Source organism: Paenibacillus sp. S28 (assembly GCF_016624415.1).
GTDB classification, from domain to species: domain Bacteria; phylum Bacillota; class Bacilli; order Paenibacillales; family Paenibacillaceae; genus Paenibacillus_AQ; species Paenibacillus_AQ favisporus.
On sequence record NZ_JACVTM010000002.1, the window covers coordinates 251,058 to 275,947 of the forward strand.

Sequence of the window (24,890 nt, forward strand, 5' to 3'; positions counted from 1 at the left end):
CACTCAGGCGTGTGCGGCTTTTTTCCAGATCGGCAGGTAGCATAGAGGCAGAGCGGCCAGGGAGCTGATCACATTAAACAGCGTCTGCGCGTGGGCGATTTGCGCGCCTTCACTGCCGGTGATGGCCGCCACGGCCCAGTGCAGCTGCGGAATCAAGGGCATGAAGACGAGGGCTCCCCCGACGTTCAGAACCACATGGGTCCAGGCGACGAACCGGCCAGAGGCCGTGCTGCCGATGGAGGCGAGAACCGCGGTCACGCAGGTGCCGACGTTTGCGCCGAGCACGATGGCGATGCCGACGTCGACCGGCAGCGTTCCCGAGGAGGCCAGAGCGATCGCTAGGCCGATGACGGCGGCGCTGCTGTGCATCAGGGCGGTTAGTACCGCGCCGGCGGCAATGCCCCACCATACGCTGTCGGCTGCGCGGTCCAGGAACCAGCCGAACAGACCGGACTGCTCGAGGGCCGGACCGATCTTTTGCATGACGCGGATGCCCAGCATGACCAGGGCAAAGCCGGCGATGGCCAGCGACAGAAACTGGACGGGCATCATCAGGTGCTGAATACGGCGGATTCCCGGAGGGGAACTCTCGCTGAAAATGACGGCGGCCGCCCACACGATCAGGGAGACGGTCAAGAGCGGCAGGGCAATCCGTCCGATCTGCAGGCCGATCAGCTCGGTGGTCAGGCAGGTGCCGATGTTGCTGCCTAGTATAATGCCGAGGGTGCGTTCGTACGTCAGCAGCCCGGCATTGACCAGGCCCATCGTAATGACGGTGACGGCAGTGCTGCTCTGCAGGACGGCCGTGATGCCTGTGCTGAAGAGGAGCCCCTTCAGCGGCGAAGCGGTAGCCTTTTGCAGGAAGGCGGACAGGAGGGGCCCTGCCCATTTGCCGAGGGCCGCCTCCATCACCTTCATGCCGGCCATAAAAATAACAAACCCGTACACGACGGGAAACACGACAGTTTGAAACACGTGGTAAGTCCTCCTTGGGGTTGTTAATGGAGTCAACCATAATTACATATATGTCCAGCCCTGGACAACCATGACTCCAAGAGGGGCTTCAGCCGGGGACTTGCCGGAATCCATATATCCATTTTTGAAACGTTGAAGGAGTGAATCGATTGGCATCGGTCGTATTAGAGCGCAGCCGGAAGAAGCGGCTGGAACAGGGGCATCCCTGGATTTACAACAATGAAATTGCCTCGGTAGAGGGCAGCCCGGAGCCGGGCGACCTCGTGAATGTGGTCAATCATCAAGGGCGGTACCTGGCCACGGGCTATTACAATCCGGCCTCGCAAATTACGGTCCGGGTCATCTCGTACCATCCCGTCGAGACGATGGACCGTTCCTTCTTTGCCGAACGCTTCCGCGGCTGCCTTGAGCACCGGGAGCGTTTCCTGAAAGGAGACAATGCTTACCGCCTCGTGTATGGGGAAGCGGATTTTCTTCCCGGGCTGATCGTGGACCGCTTCGGCGATGTGCTGGTCGTGCAGCTGCTGACGCTGGGCATGGACGTGCATCGTACGGACATCGTCGACGCGCTGGTCGAGGTGCTGAGCCCGCAGGGAATCTATGAACGCAGCGACGTTCCCGTGCGCGAGCTGGAAGGGCTTGAGCAGACCAAGGGGCCGCTGTACGGGGAATGCCCGCGCCACGTGACCGTGACGGAGAACGGTCTGTTCGTGAAGGTCGACATTGAAGAAGGCCAGAAAACGGGCTATTTCTTCGACCAGCGGGAAAACCGGGCTTCGATCGCTCCGCTGATGACCGGCTGGGGAGGCCGCAGCGGGATTACGCTGCAGGAAGTGGAGCAGGACGGGCAGCGCGTCAGCCTTCCGGTGAACAAAAGCGGCAAAGTCGTCACCTTCCCTTATTGGGACGGGGCCACAGTGCTGGAATGCTTTTCGCATACGGGCAGCTTCACGCTGAACGCGTGCAAATATGGAGCCAAAAAGGTCACCTGCCTCGATATTTCCCAGCACGCGATTGAGAGCGCCAGGGAAAACGTCGTGCTGAACGGCTTTGAGGACCGCGTGGAATTTGTTGTCGCCGACGCCTTCCAATATTTGCGTGATCAGGTCAAAGGTGTGGAGGAACGGCGGCAGCGGGCCGCAGGGAACGAGGAGAAGGTCGATACCTCGAAGAAAATGACCGCAGGGGGCGGCCGGACGTGGGACGTCGTTATTTTGGACCCGCCGGCTTTTGCCAAGACGAAAAGCGCCGTGAAGGGCGCCTGCCGCGGCTATAAGGATATCAACCTGCACGGCATGAAGCTGGTGAACGAGGGAGGATACCTCGTCACGGCAAGCTGCTCGTACCATATGCGCCCGGACCTGTTCCTGGCCACGATTCAGGAAGCGGCAGCCGATGCCGGCAAAATTTTGCGCCTGATCGAATGGCGTGCGGCCGGCAAGGACCACCCGCAAATTCTCGGCGTCGATGAAGGGCATTACCTCAAGTTTGCTGTATTTGAAGTTCGCAGCAGGGCTTAACTTTGATCTTGAAAAACCAAACCTTTCCGTGATGGACGGAAAGGTTTTTTTGTTTTCGCAGCGGCAAGCTCGTCTGAAAGAGAAGCAAGCGTAACCTTCGGGGGATTGTTAGCGTCTAGGAAGTAAGACGTTCCAAAAAAAGGGATTTAGCATACGGGGTGACGTAATGAAAAAAGCAATCATCGCATTAACCTTACTGATGATGTTAACAATCGCCGCCTCAGGCTGCACCTCACCAGTTGCCAACCATTCGGAAGGGTGCTGCGCAAACCCGGTTAGCCAAACGGCGCAGGGGCAATACCGGGACGCTGCAGGCTTTTCGAATTTAGAACAGAAAGCTATCGATCCGATCGGGGTGCGGGAGCCGTTCTATGGCGTGCGCCTTCTGAACCGGGACGGAACTACCGTTCAGGAGTGGCCGCTTGATTCCTTAACATCGTATCAACCCGTTTGGGACGATGAGGAGGAAAACGGGCCCGGGATGCTGGTGTACAGCTTGAGTGGCAGGCTGCCTTCGATTTTGCAGCAGAACGGTTCGATAAGCGTGCTATCCCAGCCGATATGGGCGCCGCCTCAGGTGGAGTTTACGAACGACTTTGGGTTAAATGTTCAATATGCGGACCGGCTTGCCAAGCACGAGATTTATGCCGTCAATGGCCATTTGAAGCTGTACCGTGTAAATACCCGATCCGGAGTGTTCCAGGAGCTGTACGAGTCTGCCCGCCCGGTCTACGGTATAGCCGCATCACCAGACAACGATCGTGTGGCGCTGCTGGTAGCTTCGGACGACACGTTTGGCCCGGATGCCGACTTGATTGTGCTGGACCGGGACGGGAACCAGCTGCTCAACCGGCCGAGAGCGAGCTATTTGTCACACAGCGACGGATTCCTGTTTATTTATCCTTTAGCCTGGAACGATAACGAGACCGTTACGGTCCCTGTTGACGGATATAAGGAGGGCCGAACCCGTGGCGTTCTTCATATCCCTCTGAACCGGGAGGGGGCGTCCTACGAAGCCGATCCGAAGCTGCCGGCCGCGGCCAGGCGAATATTAGCTCAGCACGCAGGGGTCGCAAAGGAAACGGACATCACCAGCTTTACTGCCGCATCCGGGAATCCCTTCGGTTTGTATGCGGTCCAACTGGCCAATCGTGACGTATGGATTGTCGATATTCTGAAAGGGAAGGCGCTCAAAGCCGGCGTCGGCTATCCGCTGCGCTGGACGAGGGATAACCGGCTGTGGCTGGCGGCCAACCGCTCGGAGCTACCGGTCTATTACAGCGGTATGTAATATGCCATGCGAGGCAAAATGATGATGCATTCGATGTCTCACGTATTATTTGGGCAACCGCCGCAGACTAAAGCAAAAATCCCTTCTCGCCGGACGCGAAAAGGGATTTTTAAATTTTTTACCCAGGCTATATAAACAGTGTGCTTTTTCAATTCCAAGCCTAAAGCTCTCGCTTTGTCCGGAATACCATCAATCCTGCTTATAGCGATGGACCAGCTTGTCTCGGTGGGAAGCAAAAATGTCCTCCAGTCCGATGTCGTATTTGTTGGCGATCACAATCAGATTTCCGAGCACGTCGCCAAGTTCTTCCACAAGCTCCTGCTTATGCTCGTCATACGTTCCCACGGCTTCATCCGGCCGGTCCCGGCCGATTTCAAGCGCCCGAATCGCCCGGGCCACTTCGCCGGTCTCCTCTGCCAAAAAGCCAATCCGGATAAAGATATCGAGCTCGGACCAGCCCCGCTGTTCATAATACTCCTTGACCCACTGCTGAAATGCGTTCACATCCACAGTTTCCGCCTCCTCATGCAATTCATGTTCTAGTGATAGGCACTTCTATAAGTATAAGGGATGGAGGCAAGAGGTTGGTGCGTTACTCAAAGGCTGGATTGAGGGCAAAAACCATGATTTACATTTTGGTACACATTAAATAGACTGAAAAAATATGGACAGGAAAGGGAATCCGAACATTATGCCGAGGAGAACTAATATACAAAGCCAATAGGCTGCCAGGAGATCACGTGGAACGGCCGGTAATTTCAGGGTTGGACGCCATGATCGTTTCCGCTGCGCGCCACACCTCCGGCAAAAAGTCGATGACCGTAGCGGCACGCACGCTGAAGTCCTGGACGGTGTGAAAGCCGAGATCGGCCAGAAATGCTTCCAGACCGGGTGCGAGCTCTTTTTGCACATTCGGATCGCTGTCTGCGGCGAGAATTTTGTGGCAGCGCGCGAAGGTGGCGCCCATCCAAAACACCGCCTCACGATGGAGTCCTTGTTCAATTAACGTTATGCTCCCGTCGATGGCGATCGGGCGGGAAACCGGGGAAATGTCGCTGCTGAAGAAAAAGGGCGTTTTGGCGGCGGCAGCCGCGGTGTCGAAGGTCCGCTCGAGCGACCTGACATGCTGCATCGCCCGCTCCGGCTCCAAATCGGCACAGCCGAGATGGCGAAGCAGCTCGAGGTACAGCGAGCTCAGGCCGTAATCTTCCAATACGCCGCGGACGGCTGCGTAACGGAGCCGCACCGTCGGGTTTTTCAGGGCGGCGAGCAGCAGCACATGCGTGGTGATGCCCGTAGGGAAGAGCCAGGATGTGAACAAGTCATGCAGCGGCAGGGACAAGTCGAGGCCGAGCAGAGACCGCTTAATTTGCTGCAGGACGTTTTCGCACCGCTGCCGCACCCAGACCTCATCGGCAAAATGCCGGGATACTTCTGAATACAGGCGATGCAAATGGCCATGGGGATCGGAGATGATCGTATTCACCCGGAACGGGCCTGCCAGATGGTGCGAGACGAGCACCTTTTGCACCGAGGACAGCTCAGATAGGGAGATGTAAGAGCCTTCGATCAGGGTATCCCGATATATGAACTTACCCGGTTTTAACGGCGGCTCCGCCAGTTCGGACACGACCATTACGTCGATATCGGAGCTTGGAGACATCGGGGCATCTTCCGGCATTCCGATCGTGGAACCCGTAAAATAAGCGCCCATAAATCCTTTTTCCTTTGAGGCTTGGTGCATCACCCAGTCCGCTGCAGCGGCTCTTGCTGAACCGACCGTCCCGGGCTGATTTTCAGACGAGCTTGAAGTATCCTTGATATCCACCGTATTTCCTCCCTTTGCCTTAAAGTGGGAACGTCCTCATTATAGAATGTCAGGTGAAAAATGGTAGACTGTTTGTTTTTGGAAATATGAGCTATAATAGCAATATAAGGAGCCGAAAGGCTCCTTTTTTCGTTGGATTCCGGCTTACGGGCCCCAAGAAGGACAAGGGGTTGACATGAAACCAAAAGGTTTCGTATAATCGATGCGAAACCAAATGGTTTCGCATTCGAATGTAAACCGGTTTGATTGACTGCATATGGAGGTACTTATACATGGAAAACTCAACAAACAATGCTTTGCCTGATATCCGCCACACCGGCGTATTCCAGGCTCCGATCCAGAAAGTGTGGGAGGCGGTGGCGACTCCCGAAGGGCTGTCCGCCTGGTTCATGCCCAATGACATGCAGCCCGTCGTAGGCCACGAATTTCACATTAATGCCGGTCCGTACGGCATGTCGCCGTGCAAGGTGACCGAAGTGGATCCGCCGCACCGGCTGGCGTTCCGCTGGGGCAAGGACTGGACGCTTGCTTTCGAGCTGAAGGAGCTGGACGGCAAAACGGAAGTGACGCTCATCCACTCCGGCTGGAGTGCGGACCAAGTGACCGAGTTCAACCAGCCGCATACGATCGTGCGCGAGACGATGGACCAAGGCTGGGCCGGACTCCACCAGAAGCTGGGCAGATACGTCGAGGCTTAAGCATGACCGCGACTGCGTCCAAGCACGACGTATTTCAGGCCGTGGCCGACCCGACCCGGCGCCAGCTGCTGAAGCTGCTGTCCGATCAGGAGATGCCCGTGACGGTTCTCAGCAGCCATTTTCCGATGAGCCGGACGGCGGTTTCCAAGCATCTGCGGATTCTGTCGGAGGCAGGACTGGTGAAGGAAAGGAAGGTCGGCCGCGAGACGAGGTACCGGCTGGATCCGGGGCCCTTGCAGGAGCTCAAGGATTGGTACTCCTATTTTGAACGCTTTTGGGAGAACAAGATGGCAGCCCTGCAGCACTTCGTGGAGTCGGATGGTTCCGAACGCTTCCCTGCCCCGCTGACCCTTGTGGAAAAGGAGAAGGAACAAGATTAGCCGGTGATTCAATCGCTCTATACCGAACCATGATCCCTGCATGATGGCCGGGAGGCTGGAAACTAGCATTCGTAAAAAACTAGCGAAACAAGAGACAGCGGTACAAGAGGATCACCTCCTCCTGTACCGCTGTTTGGCATGCCGGGAAACGGCGTTCCTTCGGTTTGATCGTATCTGGAAAATTGTAAAAAACGGTAAGTGCCTCCTTTTTACAGTTCCGCAAACATACGTTCTTTTCAAAAAAGGTTGTGTTATACTTATATTTAATAGTTTTCGAGGTTTACATACGAAGGAGGCAACACCATGTCGGTTCATTTTCTGATCGGACGATCCGGTAGCGGCAAGACGACGGCGATCCTAAGCGAGATTACGTCCCGGCTGCAAGCAGAGCCTAAGGGCAGCCCGCTGATCCTGCTCGTTCCCGAGCAGGGCTCATTCCAGGCTGAGCACAGCCTGGTATCATCGGGCGCTGTCAAAGGCAGCGTCCGTGCGCAGGTTCTCAGCTTCCGGCGCCTGGCGTACCGGGTGATGCAGGAGACCGGCGGGTCGGCGAGAGTCGGCATCAGCGAAGAAGGCAAAAAAATGCTGCTGTACAAAATCATTCAGCGCCGCAAAGAGGAGCTGAAGCTGTTCGGTGCCTCCGGTGACCAGCTGGGTTTCATAGGCAAGCTGAACGAGCTGTATACCGAGCTCAAGCGGTACTGCGTAGATTCCGCCGTGCTGGAAGAGCATTTGACCCAGCTGACGGAGCAGAAGGCGGCCGCGCCGATCCTGCGCTATAAGCTGGAGGATTTATGGACGGTGTACCGCGACTTTGAACAGGAAATATCACCGCTTTATATAGATGATGAAGATACGCTCGTCACTTTGGCTGAAGGGATTCGCCGCTCGTCTTATGTTAAAGGTGCGGACGTATGGATCGACGGCTTTCACGGGATGACTCCGCAGGAATACGGGGTTGTTCGCGAGCTGATGGCCCATGCGTCATCGGTCACCATTGCGCTCACGCTGGACAAGCCGTACCACGGCAGCATGCAGCCGCATGAGCTGGACCTGTTTCACCCGACCGCCACGACTTACATCAAGCTGAGAGGAATGGCCGACGAGCTGGGCATCGAAACGAACGATTCGATTATGCCGGCATCGGACCTGCCCAAATTCCGCCTCAGCCCGCGTCTTGCTCATTTAGAGCGCGGTTATGACCGGCGGATTCCCTGGAAGGGGCAGGAGAAAGATCAGCTTCAGGAAACCGAAGGGATTTCACTCTATGCGGCCGAGAACCGGCGCACCGAAGTGGAAGGGGCTTTGAGGGAGATGCTGCGCCTGGCCAGGGAGGAAGGTGCGAGATACCGCGAAATGGCCGTGTTTGTCCGTAATTTGGGCGATTACGAGCATTTGGTGGAGCCCCTGTTCCGGGACTACGGCATTCCGTTCTTTCTCGACCAGAAGCGAAGCGAGCTGCACCATCCGCTGGTGGAGTTTATTCGTTCCGCATTGGATGTCGTGCGCCGGAACTGGCGGCATGAGGACGTATTCCGCTGCATCAAGAGCGACCTGCTGCTTCCGCTGGACGGGTCGCTGGGACGGGAGGATATGGACGTGCTCGAGAACTACGCCCTCGCCTGCGGAATTCAGGGATACCGCTGGACGGACGGCCGTCCGTGGAAAGCCGTTCCGAGCCTGTCCCTGGAAGAAAACGGCTACGACCGGCGCAAATCCGGAGAGCAGCTTCTCAGCCTGATGGAGCACTGCCGGAGGGTGGTCAGCGAGCCGCTATTGGCATTCGGCAAGCGGGTGAAGAAGGCGGGCAGCGCCGAGGAGCTCAGCACAGCGGTCTTCCGTCTGCTCGAGGAAGCCGACATTCCCGAGAAGCTGGACCTGTGGAGCCGCGAAGCGCTGGAGTCCGGGCGTCCGGAGGCGGCGAGGGAACACCGCCAGCTGTGGGATGCGGTCCTGGAGCTGCTGGATCAGATTGTGGAAATGATGGGTACGGAGAAGATGTCCTTCGAGCTGTTTGCCGGCATTCTGGAAACGGGGCTGAGCGAACTGAAGCTGGGCCTGGTTCCGCCTGCGCTCGACCAGGTGCTGGTCGGCAATATGGACCGGACGCGGACAGGTGGCGTAAAGTACGCGTTTCTGCTCGGCGTCAACGACGGAGTCATCCCGGCCGTGTTTCAGGATGACGGGGTGCTGACCGAACAGGAGCGCTCCCTGCTGTCGCAAACCGGAATGGAGCTGGCTCCTGGCATTTCGCGCAAGCTGCTCGACGAACGGTTCCTGATTTACAACGCCTTGACCTCGGCCAGCCGGCATGTATGGGTCAGCTATCCGGCCGCAGACGATGAGGGCAAGGAGCTGCTGCCGTCCGAAGTGGTGCGGCATGTCCGCAAAATGTTCCCCGGTCTGCCGGTTCGCCGCCTGTCGGCGCAGCCATCGGCAGAGCAGCGGGAAGAAGAGCTGCTTGCGTATTTGTCCCACCCCCGCCAGAGCCTCAGCCATTTGATCATTCAGCTGCGCAAATGGAAGCAGGGCGCGGAAATCCCGCAGCTGTGGTGGGATGTGTATAACTGGTATATCCGGGAACCGGAATGGAAGGGGCCGCTGGATATGCTGCTGCGGTCGCTGTTTTACCGCAACGATACCCGCCAGCTGGAGCCGCAGACCAGCCGCAGGCTGTACGGTGCCAAAATCCGGACAAGCGTATCCCGCATGGAGCGATTCGTTGCCTGCCCGTTTTCACACTTCGCTTCACATGGGCTGAAGCTGCGCGAACGGCAGCTGTACCGCCTGCAGGCGCCGGATATCGGCCAGCTGTTCCACGCGGCGCTGACCCAAATGGCGCTGCGGCTGCAGGAACAGAAGCGGAGCTGGGGAAGCCTGACGGCCGAAGAGTGCCGGCGCGAAGCGGAAACAACGGTAGAGCGCCTCGCTCCAATGCTGCAGGGAGAAATTTTGATGAGCAGCAAGCGCTACGGCTACATTTCACGCAAGCTCAAAAATATCGTAAGCCGCGCCTCTGTCATTCTGGGCGAGCAGGCACGGCGGGGTAGCTTTGAGCCGGTCGGCCTGGAGCTGGATTTTGGCCCGGGTAAACCGCTGCCTCCGCTGACCTTCTCCCTTGAGAACGGAACGGTGATGGAGGTCATCGGGCGAATCGACCGGGTGGATATGGCCCAAGGTGAAAACGGACTGCTGCTGCGCGTAATCGATTATAAATCCGGACAGAAGGACCTGCGGCTTCATGAGGTGTACTACGGCTTGTCCCTGCAGATGCTGACCTATCTGGACGTGCTGTTGACCTATGCGGAGCACTGGCTGGGCAGCAAGGCGCTGCCGGCGGGAACGCTGTATTTTCACGTGCATGATCCGATGCTACAGTCGAGCAACGGGTTGACGATGGAGCAGGCGGCGGAAGAGCTGCTCAAACGGTTCAAAATGAAGGGGCTGCTGCTGGCCGACCGCGACGTCATATCCAAAATGGACGCATCTCTGGACAAAGGCCATTCATCCATCCTTCCGGTTGCCGTCAAATCGGACGGAAGCTTCTACAGCTCCGCATCGGTCGCTACGCCGGATCAGTGGGACACGCTGCTGTCTTCCGTCAGGGACAATATCACCCGGATTGGGACGAGAATTACCGAAGGGGACGTGGACATTGAGCCTTACCGCATCCAGCAGGAGACGGCATGCACGTTCTGTCCGTTCAAGCCGGTGTGCCAGTTTGACGAAAATGTCGAGGGCAACCATTACCATTTGCTAGGTAAGCCGAATAAATCGCAGGTATGGGAAATGATGTCCAGCCGCCAAGGAGGAGATGCGCATGATCGAAATTGAAAAGCCGGCAGGCAGCATGTGGAGCGACGATCAGTGGAAGGCGATTTCGCTTCACGGCGATCACATTCTGGTCGCGGCGGCGGCAGGCTCAGGGAAAACGGCCGTTCTGGTCGAACGGATCATCCGGAAAATTTTGAATGAGGAGCAGGGCTTCAGCGTGGACCGGCTGCTTGTCGCCACGTTCACTAAGGCGGCTGCGGCCGAGATGCGTGAGCGCATCCGCGACGCGCTGGACCGGCAGCTGGAGAAGGATCCGGAGAATACCCATCTCCGGCGGCAGCTGTCCCTGCTCGGGCGTGCTTCGATCACGACGCTTCACTCCTTCTGTCTTGAAGTGATCCGCAGGTACTATCAGATGATCCCGATCGATCCGGGGTTCCGGATCCTGAACGAGAATGAAGCCGAGCTGATGCGCCAGGAGATCCTGGAGGAGCTGTTCGAGGAGAAATACGGGGAGCAGCCGGAGGACAGCGACTTTATCGCGCTGGTGGATTGGTTCAGCGGTGAGCGTACGGACGATGCCGTCCACCATTTGGTGCAGAGGCTCTATGATTTCTCACGCAGCCACTCCTGGCCCGATCAGTGGCTGCGGGATATGGCCGAGTCCTTTTTGCTGCCGGATACGGCAAGTCTGGGCGAAAGCCAGTGGGTCAAGAGCATCCTTCAGGATGCGCGGCTGGCGCTTGCCGGGGCCGAAGGACTGCTGGAGCAGGCCCGGCGTCTGACACTGCTGCCCGGAGGACCGGGGCCCTATCTGGATAATTTGAACGCGGATCTGGAAGTGGTTCAGTCGCTTAGGGATGCGCTGGACAACCGTCCGTGGGACGAGCTGTTCGAACGCTTTCAGACGGTGTCGTTCAGCAAGCTGAAGAGCTGCCGCAAGGAGGAGACCGACCCGGCACTGCAAGAAAGGGTCAAGGAGCTGCGGGAAGCGGTCAAGAAAACGATGCAGGATCTGAAGGGGGCGCTGTTCGGCCGGCCGGCCGATGCGTTTCTGGCCGAGCTGCACCGGGCGGCGCCGCTCATGAAGGAGCTGGCGGAGCTCGTCATTGAGTTCGGCGACCGCTATCTTCATGAAAAGCAGAGAAGAAACGCGGTGGATTTCAGTGATCTGGAGCACTACTGCCTGCAAATTTTGCGCCACCCGGATTCGGTGCCGGGTCAGCCGCTCCCTTCGGACGCGGCCATGGAATATCAGGAACAGTTCGACGAGGTGCTGCTGGACGAGTACCAGGACACCAACAGCGTGCAGGAAGATATCGTCAAGCTGATTTCGCGCGAGCTGCCGGGGAACCGGTTCATGGTCGGCGACGTCAAGCAGAGCATCTACCGCTTCCGCCTGGCGGAGCCGAGCCTGTTCTTGGACAAGTACCGCAGGTATGCTTCCGCCGAGGGCGGCGGCATCCGTATCGACCTTGCCCGTAACTTCCGCAGCCGGCTGGAAGTGGTGCATGCGGTGAACATGGTGTTCCGCCAGCTGATGAATGAGACGGTGGCGGAGATCAGCTACGATGAGCGGGCGGAGCTCGTTTACGGAGCTTCTTATCCGGAAGCCCAGCCTGAAGGGGCGTCAGGGCCGTCTCCGTACGTGCCGGAGCTGGTGCTGATTGACAAGGCCAGAGGCGGGGAGGCGTCCGAGGAGGAGCCTCAGGACAGCGACAACGGAGGTCTGATCCAGGAGAGCGAGGCCGCCGAAATGGAGACGGCTCAGCTTGAGGCCAGAGCGATTGCCAAAAAAATACGCGCGCTCTTGGGTGACACATCGCCTAGGCCGATGCAGGTGTTCGACAAGGAGACCAAAGCGATGCGGCCTGTCCGTTACGGCGACATGGTCATCCTGCTTCGGTCCGCCTATATATGGGGGCCGCTGATCATGGAGGAGCTGCGCCAGCTCGGCATCCCTGCCGACGGTGAGCAGAATCAGGGGTATTTCCAGGCGACCGAAGTGGAAATTATGCTGTCCCTGCTTCAGATTATCGATAACCCCCGGCAGGACATTCCGCTTGCAGGCGTGCTGCGCTCGCCGATCGTCGGCCTGACCGAGGAAGATCTGGCACAGGTCCGGTTATGCGGGAAGGGTACGTTCTATGAGGCCGTCATGGCGGCTGCAGGAGGGACGGTTCCCGCGTCTGCGGATCCTGGAGATTCAATTTCGATTCCGGACGAGGAAGGGACGCTCCCTGCCTACGCTGAAAGTGCCGCCGCCCTGGAGTGGGCGGAACAAACGGAAGCAGTGGATGAGGAATTCAGCCTCTCTCCGGAACTGCAGCGGAAGCTGGCAGGTTTCCTGGCTTCGCTGGAACGCTGGCGAAATATTGCCCGTCAAGGCAGTCTGGGGGATCTGATCTGGCTGCTGTACCGGGAAACGGGATATTTGGATTGGGTAGGCGGCCTCCCCGGAGGAATGCAGCGGCAGGACAATCTGAAGGCGCTGCACGACCGGGCGGTCCAGTTTGAACAGACGACGTCTTCCCGCGGACTTTTCCGCTTTTTGACGTTTATTTCCAGACTGCGTGACAACGGATCGGATTTGGGCGGACCAGGCACGGCTGAAAGCCGGGACAACGCGGTCCGGATTATGACAATCCATAAGAGTAAGGGCCTCGAATTTCCGGTCGTGTTTTTGGCAGGCATGTCCAAAATGTTCAACCAGCAGGATTTGAACGCATCGTTCCTGATGCATAAGGAGCTTGGTTTCGGACCGAAATTTGTGGATACCGAGAAGAGGGTCAGCTATCCGACACTCCCGAACCTGGCCATCCGCCGCCGATCTCAGCTGGAGCTGCTTGCCGAGGAAATGCGGGTGCTCTACGTCGGCCTGACCAGGCCGAAAGAAAAGATGATCTTGATCGGGACGGTGAAGGATCTGGAGAAAAAGGTGTCCTCCTGGGCTCAGGTTCAGAGCCGGCCGGAGCTGATGCTCCCTGATTACCTCTTGGCAAGGGGCAGAAGCTACTTGGACTGGGTCGGGCCTGCGCTGATCCGCCACCCGGCGGCCGCCAAGCTGCGCGAGCTCGGCGGTTTGGAAGGCGAGACGGCCTCCGCGCTGGAGAACGATCCGGCGGATTGGCGCATTTCGATCCTCTCCACAGAGGATCTCACGCTGGCGGCGCTTGGGGGCTGGGAGGAAGCGGAAGAATCGACGCCGGAGCGTCGGCGCAAGCTGAACTCGCTTCTTCGTAGAGAGACGGTATTCCCGGGCAGCGATGAGCCGGATGGTGGTTCTTTCCTGTCGCCTGACCGAATATCTGCCCGGCTGAACTGGCAATATCCGCATGCTGCCGCCAGCCGGCTCTCGGCCAAAACGTCCGTGACCGAAATGAAAAAGCTGCTTGCCCTGCAGGACGGGCCCACCTTGGACTGGGTCGAGGAGACCCGGGTCCGGCGGGAGCACAGCTTGCCTGCCTCCCAGCAGACAGGTACGCTTGCCCTGCGCCGGCCCAAATTTATGGAGCAGAGCCGGATGAGTCCTACGGAACGGGGAACGGTGTACCATACCGTCATGCAGCACATCCCTCTGGATGCGGGATTGGTAGATTTGCGGGTCGTGGAAGCGACGCTGCAGCGATTGGTCGACCTGGCGATCTTTACAAGCTCGCAGGCTGAGATCGTGGAACCGGAGCAAATCGCCTCCTTTTTTGACAGCGACATCGGCAAGAGACTGCAGTCGGCGGAGTGGGTGTCGAGGGAAATGCCTTTCAGCTACGGTCTACCGGCTCATGAGGCGCATCAAGCGCTGCTTGCGACCGAGCGTTTTAACGAGGGGAACATCATACCAATGAAGGCATCGGATGCAGAGACCCGGGCTTCGGACGAAGTGGTGCTCATTCAAGGGATCGTCGACTGCCTGTTCCGTCAGGACGGTAAATATGTCATCGTCGACTATAAAACCGACCGGGTGCTGGAACACCGCGGCGGAATAGCCGCTCTGGCGGAGAGCTATCGGTTCCAGCTGGAACTGTACGCCCGGGCGCTGGAAGATATATTAGGTGAGGCGGTCCAGGAGAAATGGCTGTACTTTGTGGATGCTAAGCAGTCCGTCTTGCTGTAGTGGAAGATTGAAAGTTCTTATGTTGAATGAATATAAATGTGTTTTTGCTTTGATCGTTCGTATTGAAAGTTTCTTTAATCTCGTTTTTCGATTGGATCGTTTTTCAAAATGGTAGTTTTTTCGAAATAATCATTTTTTAGAATCGATATTTAATAGAGTCGATAGTTTAATAGAATCGATTGTTTAATAGAATTTGATTGTATTCTTAGACGCGATCGGGTTTAGGAATGGATCGTTGGTTAGGTGTTTTCATTTTTAGGTGTGACCCATACACGGCATGAATCCGTCTGGGTTCACGGCTTGCGCGAAAGCAAGTTCAGGAGGGAGAAGCAGGATGCGCATACTTCACACGGGTGACTGGCACTTTGGACGGACGCTCGAGGGCCGGAGCCGGATGAAAGAGCAGGAAGATTTCGTTGAGGAACTGGTCCGGATTGTACACGATCAGAAGATTGATCTGGTCATGATGGCCGGGGATGTCTATGATTCGGTCAATCCGCCGGCGGCAGCGGAACAGCTGTTTTATGAGGCGGCGGCCCGGCTGACAGAAGGAGGGACGCCGCTCGTGGTCATTGCGGGCAACCATGATCAGCCCGAGCGGGTTTCGTCGGTAACGCCGCTGGTCGCCCGGCAGGGAATCACGCTGGTCGGGCTTCCCGTGGCCGAAGCCGTCACGGTTCAAGCGGACCGGACCGGGGAGATCGCCAAGATTGCGGCGCTCCCTTATCCGTCCGAAGCCCGCTTAAATGAGCTGCTCGCCGCCGAAGGCGACGAAGAGGAGCTCCGCCGGGCATACAGCGCCCGCGTAGGCATGCTGATGCGGAAATTGGCGTCAAGCTTCACGCCCGAGACCGTCAATTTGGCCATGAGTCACATTTACGTGCTTGGCGGCGTGGAAAGCGACTCGGAACGGCCGATACAGGTCGGAGGCGCGTATACGGTGGACCCATCGGCGCTAGCGGTTGGGGCGCAGTATACGGCGCTTGGCCACCTGCACCGGCCTCAGGCGGTCAAGGGTGAGGGAATGATCCGCTACAGCGGGTCCCCGCTCGCCTACAGCTTTTCCGAGGCCGGTCAAGCGAAGTCGGTATCCATCATCGATGTGACCCCGGGACAGCAGCCCGTTATGGAGGAGGTTTATTTGTCCTGCGGCCGGCCGTTAATCCGGTGGAAAGCAAAGGGCGGCCTGGAGGAAGTTCATCGCTGGCTGGATGAAGGCAGGGATGCGAACGGTTTTATCGATCTGGAGATTTCGCTGACCGAAGCCATGTCTCTTGGGGATATTCACAGGCTGCGCAAAAGCCACGAAGGGTTCGTACATATCCGTCCCGTGTATCCCGAGATGGAACAGGTCGAGGTAGAGTACAGCCGGTCGAGCCTGCCGGTGCCGGAGCTGTTCCGGAAGTTCTACCAGCGCCAGACCGGAGGAGCCGAGCCGGATGATGCGCTCGTTGAATTGTTCCTTGCGCTCACTTCGGAAGACGCAGAGGTAAAGGAGGAGGCGTAACATGAAGCCGATCACACTGAAGTTGTCGGGTCTGCAGAGCTATCGCGAGATGCAGCAGATCGATTTTGACGAGCTGTGCCAGATGGGGCTGTTCGGTATTTTTGGACCGACGGGCAGCGGCAAATCGACGCTTCTGGATGCGATGACCCTGGCTCTGTACGGCAAAGTCGAACGTGCGGTGAACGGCACGCAGGGCATCATGAACCATTCGGAAGATGCACTGTACGTCTCCTTTACCTTTGAACTCAGTTCCGCGGACGGACCGAAGCGATACAGAGTGGAGCGCCGTTTTAAAAGAACCAACGAGCTGTCAGTCAGCAATACGGTTAGCCGGTTTATCGAAGTCACCGCGGAAGGTGAAGCGGTCATGGCAGACAAGCTGGCAGAAGTCACCCGCTGCGTGGAAGACAAAATCGGTCTGAAAATGGAGGATTTTACACGGGCCGTCGTCCTTCCCCAAGGGAAGTTTGCCGAGTTTCTGTCGCTGAAGGGCAGTGAGCGCAGGCAGATGCTGCAGCGCCTGTTCCATTTGGAAAAATACGGCGATTTGCTCGCGCAGAAGCTCAGCCGGCGGGTGAAGGACAACGATGCTGCGCTGAAGGAAGTGGAGGCGGAGCAGCAAGGCCTCGGCAACGCAGGCGTTGAAGCGGTGGACGAAGCGAGGAACAGACTCAAGGAAGCCTCCATGGAGGCGGAGGCCTCGCGGCTGAAGCTGCGGCAAATGACCGAGGAGGCCGAGAAGGCCGGCAAATTCAGGGAGATGCAGCTGGAGAAGGAGCGGCGCGAACAGGAGCTCCACCGGCTTTCCGCCGAAGAAGAAGCGATTGTCCGGCTTGAGCGCCGGCTGGGACAGTCTGCCGCGGCCCGGGCGATCATGCCTTTGTATACGCAGTGGACGGACAGCAGGCAGGAATGGGACAAACGCAACCGGGAGGCGGAGCAGCTTCAAACGAAGGCTGATGCCGCGGATAAGGCGGCCCGGGAGGCCGCTGCCGCCGACGATGCGTCGCACCGGGAGCTTGCCGCTGAGGAACCGAAGCTGCTGCAGCGTCAGGAGCAGCTGGAGCAGGCGGTACTGCTGCAGCGGGAGCGGGACGAGCTGAAGACGGTGCTGCAGCAGCTGGCCGAGCAGCGGTCAAAGACGGCCCGTGAAAGCAAGGAACGGACTGAAGCTCTGGCCAAGGAGCAGGAGCTGCTCGCCAAAGGGCTCAAGCGGCAGTCCGAGCTGCAGGAAAGCCTGAAGGGGCTCGAAGTGAAGGCGAAGGACCGCGAACGGCTGAATAAGGCGATGCGGCACGTTCAGCAGCTGGGAGCAAGCGAGCAGCGGCTGCGGAGCGCTGAGGCTGAATTGAAAGAGCATGACGAGAAGCAAAGCAGGGCCGAAGCGCTGTTGAAGCAGGCTGCGCAGGAGCGGGAGCAGCATCTGCAGAAGCAGAAGCGGTTCGCGCACGCGGTTTCGGCCCATATGGAGCAGGTTCTGGGCCATGACAGCCGGATGGAGGCGGCGTTGTCCCGCCTCGACCAAGAAGAGGCGCTGGTCCGTTCTTCCTCCAAAGAGCGGGAGCTCCACGCGCTTTCGCTGGCGCTGGCCGCCGAGCTGCGCCCGGGAGAACCGTGTCCGGTATGCGGCTCATCACATCATCCGGCACCGGTATCGCCGGATCATGGGGCGCCCGGTGCGGATGACGGTCTGCTGGAACTGCTGCGGCTTCTCCGCCAGCAGCTGCAGGAGCTGCGGCTGAGCGGGCGCCAGCTTGTACATGAGACCCGGAGCTTGCTGGAATCGTACGAGCCCGGGGTCCAAGTGGGGGCAGAGGTTCCCTCCAAGGCCGGTTCTGGCCCGCTGGAAGGCGCAGGCGAAGCGGCCGCTGCCCTCGAGCTGGTCTCGGATCCGGAGCAAGTAGAGTCATTTTCCAGGTCCGCGTGGGAATCCCGGATCCGGAAAATGGAGGAGGACGCCGAAGCGTTGGCATCCTCCACGAGACAGCTTCAGCGCGAGCATGCCGCGCTGAAGGAGCGGGGGGAAGCGCTGGGCGCGCTGCAGGTGAAGCGGACGGCTGAAATCGAGTCGCTTCGGGAAACGTTCGCCAAGCTGGGCGACCGATTTGAAACGGAGAAGCGGGAATACCTAAGGCTTCAGGAGGAGTGGCGCCGGGAGCTACCGGACCTTCAGCCGGAGCAGGCGGACCGCTTGTCCGCGGAAATCCAGCAGAAGGATGCGCAGGCCGAAGAGATCCGCGAACGGCTGCAGATCAGCATCCCTTTTATCGAGGAGAAAACGGCCACGGTCCAATCGCTGGAGCGGCAAATCAACGATCTCGACAAGTCGCTCATTCAATGGGATGCCCAGCTGCAGGGCAAGCAGGATTTGCTGGCCGAGAAGGAGCGGCGCCTTCAGGCCTGGGTCGGAAGCGAGTCCGCCGACCGGCTGCTGGAAGGCTGCAAGCAGCGCCTGCTCTCCCTTCGGGAAGCTGCGGCGCGCTCCAAAGAGAAGCGCCAGGCAGCCGAGCAGCTTAAGCATGAAGCAGCCAAAGCGGCGGCTATGGCCGCCCAGGCGGCGGAATCCGCGGAGGAGCACTGCCGCAAGGCGCAGGCCCGCTGGGACGAGCAGCTGGCGGCTTCTCCGTTCGCCACTTCGGAGGAAGTGGCAGACGCCTGTATGCCGCCTGACGAAGAAGTGCAGAGCGCGGAGCGGGTCCGGCTGCACCGCGAACGGGAGCAGGAGATCAAGGTGCAGCTCCGCCATTTGGCTGAGCAGCTGGGCGGCCGCGGCGTGACCGAAGAAGAGTGGCAGCGGATCTCCGCGGAGCTGGCTGCCTGCCGGGAGCGCGATGAGACGGCGCTTCAGCAGCGGGCAAGGGCGGAGCGGGACCTGGACGACGTGGAGAAGCGTCATGTCCGCTGGTCGCAGCTGGAGCTGATCCGCAAACAGCGGCAGCAGGAAGCCGAGAAGCTCTCCAAGCTGCAATCCTGTCTCCGGGGCAATGCCTTCGTCGAATACATTGCCGAGGAGCAGCTGATGCAGGTCAGCCAGGCTGCTTCACAACGTCTGCGCTTCTTGACCAAGCAGCGCTATGCGCTGGAGGTCGATTCCGGGGGAGGCTTCCTGATTCGGGATGATGCCAACGGCGGGGTGCGCCGTCCGGTGTCCACCCTGTCCGGAGGCGAGACCTTCTTGACCTCCCTGTCCCTTGCGCTGGCCCTGTCTGCGCAAATTCAGCTCCGGGGCCAATATCCTTTGCAGTTTTTCTTCCTTGACGAAGGATTCGGGACGCTCGATCCCGAGCTGCTCGATACGGTAATCACTTCTTTGGAGAAGCTGCATAACGATCATTTGTCGGTCGGAATCATCAGCCACGTGCCCGAGCTGCGGGCACGTCTCCCGCGCAAGCTGATCGTGGTGCCTGCCGAGCAGGCTGGCGGCGGTTCGCGGATCGTTCCTGAAACGCTTTAGGCCATCATCCATATTTTTTTGAAAAAGACAGTAGCCATTCGCCCAGCCTTGAATACGATGTTCATGTAAATCTTCTGACATTGGGAGGCTGTGAAGGGCAATGGAAAAGTTTGAGGCCATAGAGTTATGCAAAAAACATATGCACCGTTACGTCCGCGCGACAATGGCGGACGGAAGCGTACACGATGGATTTGTGGAAAGTGTTGATGAGGAGAGGCTGTATCTGGCAGTACCGGTAGGCCATGAAAACGTGTCGCCAGCACATGTGTCGCCGAATGCGAACGTAGCTCCGATGTATGTATCACCTGCAAGCGTGAACGCGAACGTAGCACCGACATATGTATCACCAGCGAGCGTGTCGCCGAACGCGAACGTAGCTCCGACATATGTGTCGCCTGCAAGCGTGTCACCGAACGCGAACATAGCTCCGATGTATGTATCTCCTGCTAACGTGTCACCAAACGTGGCTCCGGCTCATGTAGCTCCGGCCAACGTGGCGCCAGCGGTCATGCCGATCCATCATGGTTGCTTCGACCCTTGCGGAGGTTTTCCGGGATATGACTACCGTGCATTTTTCCCAGGGTTCTTTCCTCCGTTTGGATACGGCTACGGCTTTGGGTACCCGTTTTACGGACCCCGCTTTAACCGATTGATTCTGCCTCTGGCCGGATTGACGGCGCTGTCGCTGCTGCCATTTTTTTAATATCTGATATAACGTACGAACCTGAAGAGGGATACCGGGAGAACTGGTGTCCCTTTTCTTTTGGATTCGGCGCTCCAGATGAACTATTTATTAGCCGGATACAGCGGGGCATTGGACGGGTCATTTTATATCCGGTATGATAAGAAAAGAAAATCTCTTACATATTAAAGGAGGCAACAATCCGATGGATTGCCTGTTTTGCAAAATCGTTGAAGGGAGCATCCCTTCCCAGAAAGTCTTTGAAAACGAACGGATCCTGGTATTTCGTGACATTCAGCCGGCCGCGCCGGTTCACGTGCTTATCATCCCGAAAAAGCATATCGCCTCAATGAACGAGGTTCAGGAGGAGGATCTCCCGCTGATCGCCGAAATGCATCAGGTGGCCCAGCAGGTCGCCAAGGATCTGGGCGTCAATGAGTCGGGATACCGGCTCATCAACAATTGCGGACCGGATAGCGGACAAGCGGTTCATCACATCCACTATCACCTGCTCGGAGGGGCCAAACTGGGCGCCCTGGCTGGAATTTCCGACTCTCACGCATAAGCTTGTACCCCGGCAAATCCGGCCTTTGGTGAAAAAATAGGCGCTGAGGTTGACACCCTATTTCTCTTTCACCTATAATTAAGTTTGATGAACCGTGTTATTGCTCTTGGACGGTCTGGTCGGAGGGAGGGAAAACTGGTGTCTGAAACTAAAGTTCGCAAAAACGAGACTATTGATGCTGCACTTCGCCGCTTTAAGCGCTCCATCGCTAAGGATGGCGTATTGGCTGAGGTAAAGAAACGTAAGCATTATGAAAAGCCAAGCGTAAAGCGCAAGAAAAAGTCCGAGGCTGCTCGTAAGAGAAAGTTTTAGGAGGATTTGAACTAGCATGAATCTTAGCGAACGATTGAACGAAGATATGAAGCAGGCGATGAAGAGTAAAGACAAGTTCAAACTCTCCACGATTCGAATGGTTCGTTCGACGATCAAGAATCTTGAAATAGATTTGAAAAGAACTTTGGATGACAACGAAGTGCTTGATATCCTCAGTCGTGAAATCAAACAGCGCAAAGATGCCCTCCAAGAATTTCAAAAAGCAGACCGCGAGGACCTTGCGGAACATGCCAAAGCAGAAATCGAGATTATCGGTCAGTATCTTCCCGCACAGCTTTCCGAAGAAGAAATTAAAGTTATTGTACAGCAGACCATCCAGGAAACCGGTGCTTCTTCGAAAGCCGACATGGGGAAAGTGATGAGCGCGCTCATGCCGAAGGTAAAGGGACGCTCAGACGGCAAACTTGTGAACCAAGTGGTTCAACAATTTCTGCAATAAACATAAGTGAAACACCCCTGATTTCAGGGGTGTTTTTTCATTTTCTGAAACGATTCCCTTCTATGATGCGTAATAACTACCATATGATGGACATTATAACGGGAATGTGGAAAGGAGGGGTAAGGTGAGTTTGGCCAAAAAGGGACTTAAGTCTCTCGTAATGATGCTGATGCTCATATTCTTGGTTGCCGGCAGCTGGCTTCCCGGGCAGGTATCCGCCGAAACCGGTGAGAAGAGCGGCCCGGTCTATATCATACCGGTGGACCAGGAAATTGAGACTGGGCTTGAGAAGTTCATGCGCCGCGGTTTTAAAGAAGCGGCCAAGATGAACGCCGGGCTCGTTGTGCTCGAGATCAACACGCCGGGCGGGCTTGTCGATACCGCCGACAAAATCGGGCAGATGATCCGTGACAGCAAGATCCCTACGCTTGCTTACATTCAAGGCAATGCGGCTTCGGCCGGCAGCTATATCGCGCTGAATGCCGATAAAATCGCCATGAAGCCAGGCAGCATGATCGGCGCCGCCGCCATGGTGGACCGTACGGGAAAACGCGTGGATGATGCCAAGCTGGTCGCGTACTGGAAGTCGAAAATGAGCGCAGCGGCTGAATCCAGCGGACGGGACAGCAAAATCGCCGAGGGTATGGCGGATATCAACATGGTCGTCGACATGCCGGCGATCGGAGAGAAGAAAGAGAAAGGCGATATTATCGCCTTGTCGAGCGAACAGGCTTTGAAGGTCGGATATGCCGATCATATCGCATCGACGCCTGAGGAAGCGATTCAATGGATGGGGTACTCGACGGATGACGTTTTCCGGGTCGAGCATACCGGTGCGGAGAAGGTGGCAGCCTTTCTGACACATCCAACCGTGATGATCATTTTGCTGTTCCTGGGGATAGCCGGTGTCGTGATCGAGCTGATGATACCTGGCTTTGGCGTTCCGGGGATCATAGGCGTAGTGGCCTTTGTACTGTATTTCTTCGGTAACTATGTGGCGGGCTTCGCAGGATCCGAGACGTGGCTGCTCTTTATTATCGGGCTCATTCTTATGATTCTAGAAATGTTTGTCCCGAGCTTCGGCATCCTCGGTATTCTGGGTGCTGTCAGCCTGATTGCGGGCGTTGTCCGGGCAGCTTACGATACGACGCACGCCTTGTTCTCGCTCGGGATCGCATTTGCGGCAGCCGTCGTGGTCGTGGTGATCGTCGCGATCATATTTAAGGAGAAGGGCATCTGGAACCGCTTCATCCTGAAAGAATCGCTGACCAAGGAGAAGGGCTTCGTTCCGACCGATGCGAAGGAGGATTTGCTTGGAAAATCAGGCGTTAGCGTGACTCCGCTCCGTCCGGCCGGTACCGTGGACGTGGAAGGCGAGCGGATCGACGTCGTAACGGACGGTGAGTTTGTCGCGGCGGGCACACCGGTCAAGGTCGTTCGCGTCGAAGGTGCGAGAATTGTCGTAAAGCCGGAATAATGCTGGCTTTTTGGCGAGATTCGTGTAACATGTTGTAAAGAACCTGGAAAGAATGTCACATGAAACCAATTGATTACCTGGAGGTTGATAGGCAGTATGGATGGAACTTCTCTTATCACGGTATTACTGATTGCGGTTGTCATCATTATTGTGCTCAGCGTATTTTTCAGCTTTTTCCCGGTCATGCTCTGGATCTCGGCCTTGGCGTCCGGCGTCCGGATCGGAATTATTACGCTGGTGGCCATGAGACTGCGGCGCGTTACGCCGAGCCGGATCGTCAATCCGCTCATCAAGGCGACGAAGGCGGGGCTGGGTCTTAACATCAATCAGCTGGAAAGTCACTATTTGGCCGGTGGTAACGTGGACCGGGTAGTTAACGCCCTCATTGCGGCCCAGCGCGCCAACATTCCGCTCGAATTTACGCGTGCCGCCGCCATCGACCTGGCTGGCCGCGACGTACTGCAGGCCGTTCAGATGAGCGTCAACCCGAGAGTCATTGAGACTCCGGTCGTAGCCGCCGTTGCGAAGAACGGGATTGAAGTGAAGGTTAAGGCCCGGGTTACGGTCCGTGCCAATATCGACCGTCTAGTCGGCGGTGCGGGTGAAGAAACGATTATTGCCCGCGTAGGCGAAGGGATCGTAACGACCGTCGGCTCCAGTGACATGCACAAGGACGTGCTGGAGAACCCGGACTCCATTTCCCGGACCGTATTGGCCAAGGGGCTGGATGCGGGAACCGCTTTTGAAATTCTGTCGATCGATATCGCCGACGTGGATGTAGGCAAGAACATCGGGGCTTACCTGCAGACCGAGCAGGCCGAAGCCGATAAGCGGATCGCCCAGGCGAAAGCCGAGGAACGCCGTGCGATGGCGGTAGCTCAAGAACAGGAAATGAAGGCTCGCGTCGTCGAGATGAGAGCGCGGGTTGTGGAATCCGAATCCGAAGTGCCGCTCGCCATGGCAGAAGCCCTTCGCTCAGGAAAGATTGGCGTCATGGATTACATGAACCTGAAGAACATTGAAGCCGATACCCAAATGCGCGGTTCGCTGGGCAAAATGGGGGACAGCGGAGATGGCGGCGGCAGTCCGAAAAATAACAAGTAGGGAATGAGCATCCATGTGGATCATTGAACACTTTTACTGGATCCTGATCATTGGATTTGCGGTCATCTCTGCGCTTAGCAAAAGAGGAAATAAATCGAAGCAGAGGCAGCAGCCCCGGGGCATGCCCACGTTCGGGGGAGAAGGCCGTCCGTATCAACGACGGGACGAAGCGGACGATTACGACGAGGACGAGGATGAGGAATACGATGAGGGCCGTCCAGATCCGGCATACGGCTCCCGGCCACGGCCGCAGGAACCTGATGGCAGAAGGAGCTCCCCGTTCGGATCGTATGATTCGTCAGCCTCTGAACCGCCAGTATATTCCCAAGACTACCGTCCGGCTCCGGACTATGATACCGGCGAAGGGGTATCCTCCATGTGGGAGGAGGAGAAGCCGTCCCCGGTACAGGCTACGCTGGCGGATCGAACCCGTACAATGCAGCAGGAGATCAACAGGGTGAACGCTTCTCTGGACAAAATATCGACGCAAATGGATATGGCGGCTGACAGAACGTCTGACCGTGAGGCAGCTGTCCCGGTATCCCCTTTGGCCGAGCAGGCCAGACAAGGGATCATCTGGGCTGAAATTATGGGCCCGCCCCGCTCCAAGCGCCCGTTGAATCCGCGAAAATAACGATAATCTAGAAGGGAGGCCTCTTTCGGCCCGGGAAGATCATGATATCTTTTCGGGCAGCGGAAGAGGCTTTTCATTTTGGATCGCACAGCTTGTCCGCTGTGACCTTACGCCGAGA

General features: G+C 57.5%; 18 protein-coding genes. 15 read left to right on the forward strand and 3 right to left on the reverse strand.

The features are described from left to right. Positions 1-3: 3 nt before the first annotated feature. Positions 4-975, reverse strand: coding sequence for a Na/Pi cotransporter family protein (locus IAE55_RS05525; RefSeq protein WP_145158062.1), 972 nt, complete (start codon positions 973-975; stop codon positions 4-6). Between the two features lie 149 nt (positions 976-1,124). On the opposite strand from IAE55_RS05525, the gene IAE55_RS05530 reads away from it, so the two are divergent. Next, positions 1,125-2,495, forward strand: a complete 1,371-nt coding sequence (locus IAE55_RS05530) for a class I SAM-dependent rRNA methyltransferase (RefSeq protein WP_200631348.1) — start codon at positions 1,125-1,127, stop codon at positions 2,493-2,495. Between the two features lie 166 nt (positions 2,496-2,661). After that, positions 2,662-3,786 carry a hypothetical protein gene (locus IAE55_RS05535; protein ID WP_145158068.1) on the forward strand — a complete coding sequence of 375 codons (1,125 nt, stop codon included), beginning with the start codon at positions 2,662-2,664 and terminating at the stop codon, positions 3,784-3,786. A gap of 189 nt (positions 3,787-3,975) precedes the next feature. Here the strand turns inward: IAE55_RS05535 and IAE55_RS05540 are convergent, their stop codons facing one another. Together IAE55_RS05540 and IAE55_RS05545 are read right to left on the reverse strand one after the other, a co-directional pair. After that, positions 3,976-4,296: a MazG nucleotide pyrophosphohydrolase domain-containing protein gene (locus IAE55_RS05540; protein ID WP_145158071.1), complete on the reverse strand. Its 321-nt coding sequence runs from the start codon at positions 4,294-4,296 to the stop codon at positions 3,976-3,978. A 226-nt stretch (positions 4,297-4,522) separates the two neighbouring features. Next, positions 4,523-5,614 (reverse strand): hypothetical protein, encoded by a 1,092-nt coding sequence (locus IAE55_RS05545; protein WP_313960356.1) that lies wholly within the window; start codon positions 5,612-5,614, stop codon positions 4,523-4,525. A 272-nt stretch (positions 5,615-5,886) separates the two neighbouring features. Between IAE55_RS05545 and IAE55_RS05550 the strand changes: the two genes are divergently transcribed. The 13 genes from IAE55_RS05550 to IAE55_RS05610 all read left to right on the forward strand — a co-directional run bounded on the left by IAE55_RS05550 (position 5,887) and on the right by IAE55_RS05610 (position 24,772). Continuing rightward, complete coding sequence (locus IAE55_RS05550) at positions 5,887-6,312, forward strand: SRPBCC family protein (protein ID WP_089548220.1); 426 nt, start codon at positions 5,887-5,889, stop codon at positions 6,310-6,312. A 2-nt stretch (positions 6,313-6,314) separates the two neighbouring features. Beyond that, on the forward strand, positions 6,315-6,692 hold the full coding sequence (locus tag IAE55_RS05555) for an ArsR/SmtB family transcription factor (RefSeq protein ID WP_145131670.1): 378 nt from the start codon (positions 6,315-6,317) through the stop codon (positions 6,690-6,692). 303 nt (positions 6,693-6,995) lie between these two features. Beyond that, the gene (addB, locus tag IAE55_RS05560; protein WP_200631350.1) at positions 6,996-10,526 is read left to right on the forward strand and encodes a helicase-exonuclease AddAB subunit AddB; all 3,531 of its coding nucleotides are present in this window, start codon (positions 6,996-6,998) and stop codon (positions 10,524-10,526) included. Continuing rightward, on the forward strand, positions 10,507-14,577 hold the full coding sequence (gene addA / locus IAE55_RS05565) for a helicase-exonuclease AddAB subunit AddA (RefSeq protein WP_145158077.1): 4,071 nt from the start codon (positions 10,507-10,509) through the stop codon (positions 14,575-14,577). Before addB ends, addA begins: the two co-directional genes overlap by 20 nt. Before the next feature lie 334 nt (positions 14,578-14,911). After that, positions 14,912-16,084: an exonuclease SbcCD subunit D gene (locus IAE55_RS05570; protein ID WP_145158080.1), complete on the forward strand. Its 1,173-nt coding sequence runs from the start codon at positions 14,912-14,914 to the stop codon at positions 16,082-16,084. Position 16,085: 1 nt separating this feature from the next. Further along, the gene (locus IAE55_RS05575) at positions 16,086-19,538 is read left to right on the forward strand and encodes an AAA family ATPase (protein WP_145158083.1); all 3,453 of its coding nucleotides are present in this window, start codon (positions 16,086-16,088) and stop codon (positions 19,536-19,538) included. A 100-nt stretch (positions 19,539-19,638) separates the two neighbouring features. Further along, positions 19,639-20,241 (forward strand): hypothetical protein, encoded by a 603-nt coding sequence (locus IAE55_RS05580; RefSeq protein WP_200631351.1) that lies wholly within the window; start codon positions 19,639-19,641, stop codon positions 20,239-20,241. A 184-nt stretch (positions 20,242-20,425) separates the two neighbouring features. After that, a complete protein-coding gene (locus tag IAE55_RS05585; RefSeq protein ID WP_200631353.1) occupies positions 20,426-20,785 on the forward strand; it encodes a histidine triad nucleotide-binding protein in 360 nt (119 codons plus the stop codon). A 138-nt stretch (positions 20,786-20,923) separates the two neighbouring features. Beyond that, complete coding sequence (gene rpsU / locus IAE55_RS05590) at positions 20,924-21,097, forward strand: 30S ribosomal protein S21 (protein ID WP_005547957.1); 174 nt, start codon at positions 20,924-20,926, stop codon at positions 21,095-21,097. A gap of 16 nt (positions 21,098-21,113) precedes the next feature. Next, positions 21,114-21,557 (forward strand): GatB/YqeY domain-containing protein, encoded by a 444-nt coding sequence (locus IAE55_RS05595; RefSeq protein ID WP_076169799.1) that lies wholly within the window; start codon positions 21,114-21,116, stop codon positions 21,555-21,557. Between the two features lie 169 nt (positions 21,558-21,726). Next, complete coding sequence (locus IAE55_RS05600; RefSeq protein ID WP_442793324.1) at positions 21,727-23,034, forward strand: NfeD family protein; 1,308 nt, start codon at positions 21,727-21,729, stop codon at positions 23,032-23,034. 96 nt (positions 23,035-23,130) lie between these two features. Further along, positions 23,131-24,138 (forward strand): flotillin-like protein FloA, encoded by a 1,008-nt coding sequence (gene floA / locus IAE55_RS05605; RefSeq protein WP_076169800.1) that lies wholly within the window; start codon positions 23,131-23,133, stop codon positions 24,136-24,138. 13 nt (positions 24,139-24,151) lie between these two features. Continuing rightward, positions 24,152-24,772, forward strand: a complete 621-nt coding sequence (locus tag IAE55_RS05610; RefSeq protein ID WP_145158092.1) for a hypothetical protein — start codon at positions 24,152-24,154, stop codon at positions 24,770-24,772. Positions 24,773-24,890 lie beyond the last annotated feature (118 nt).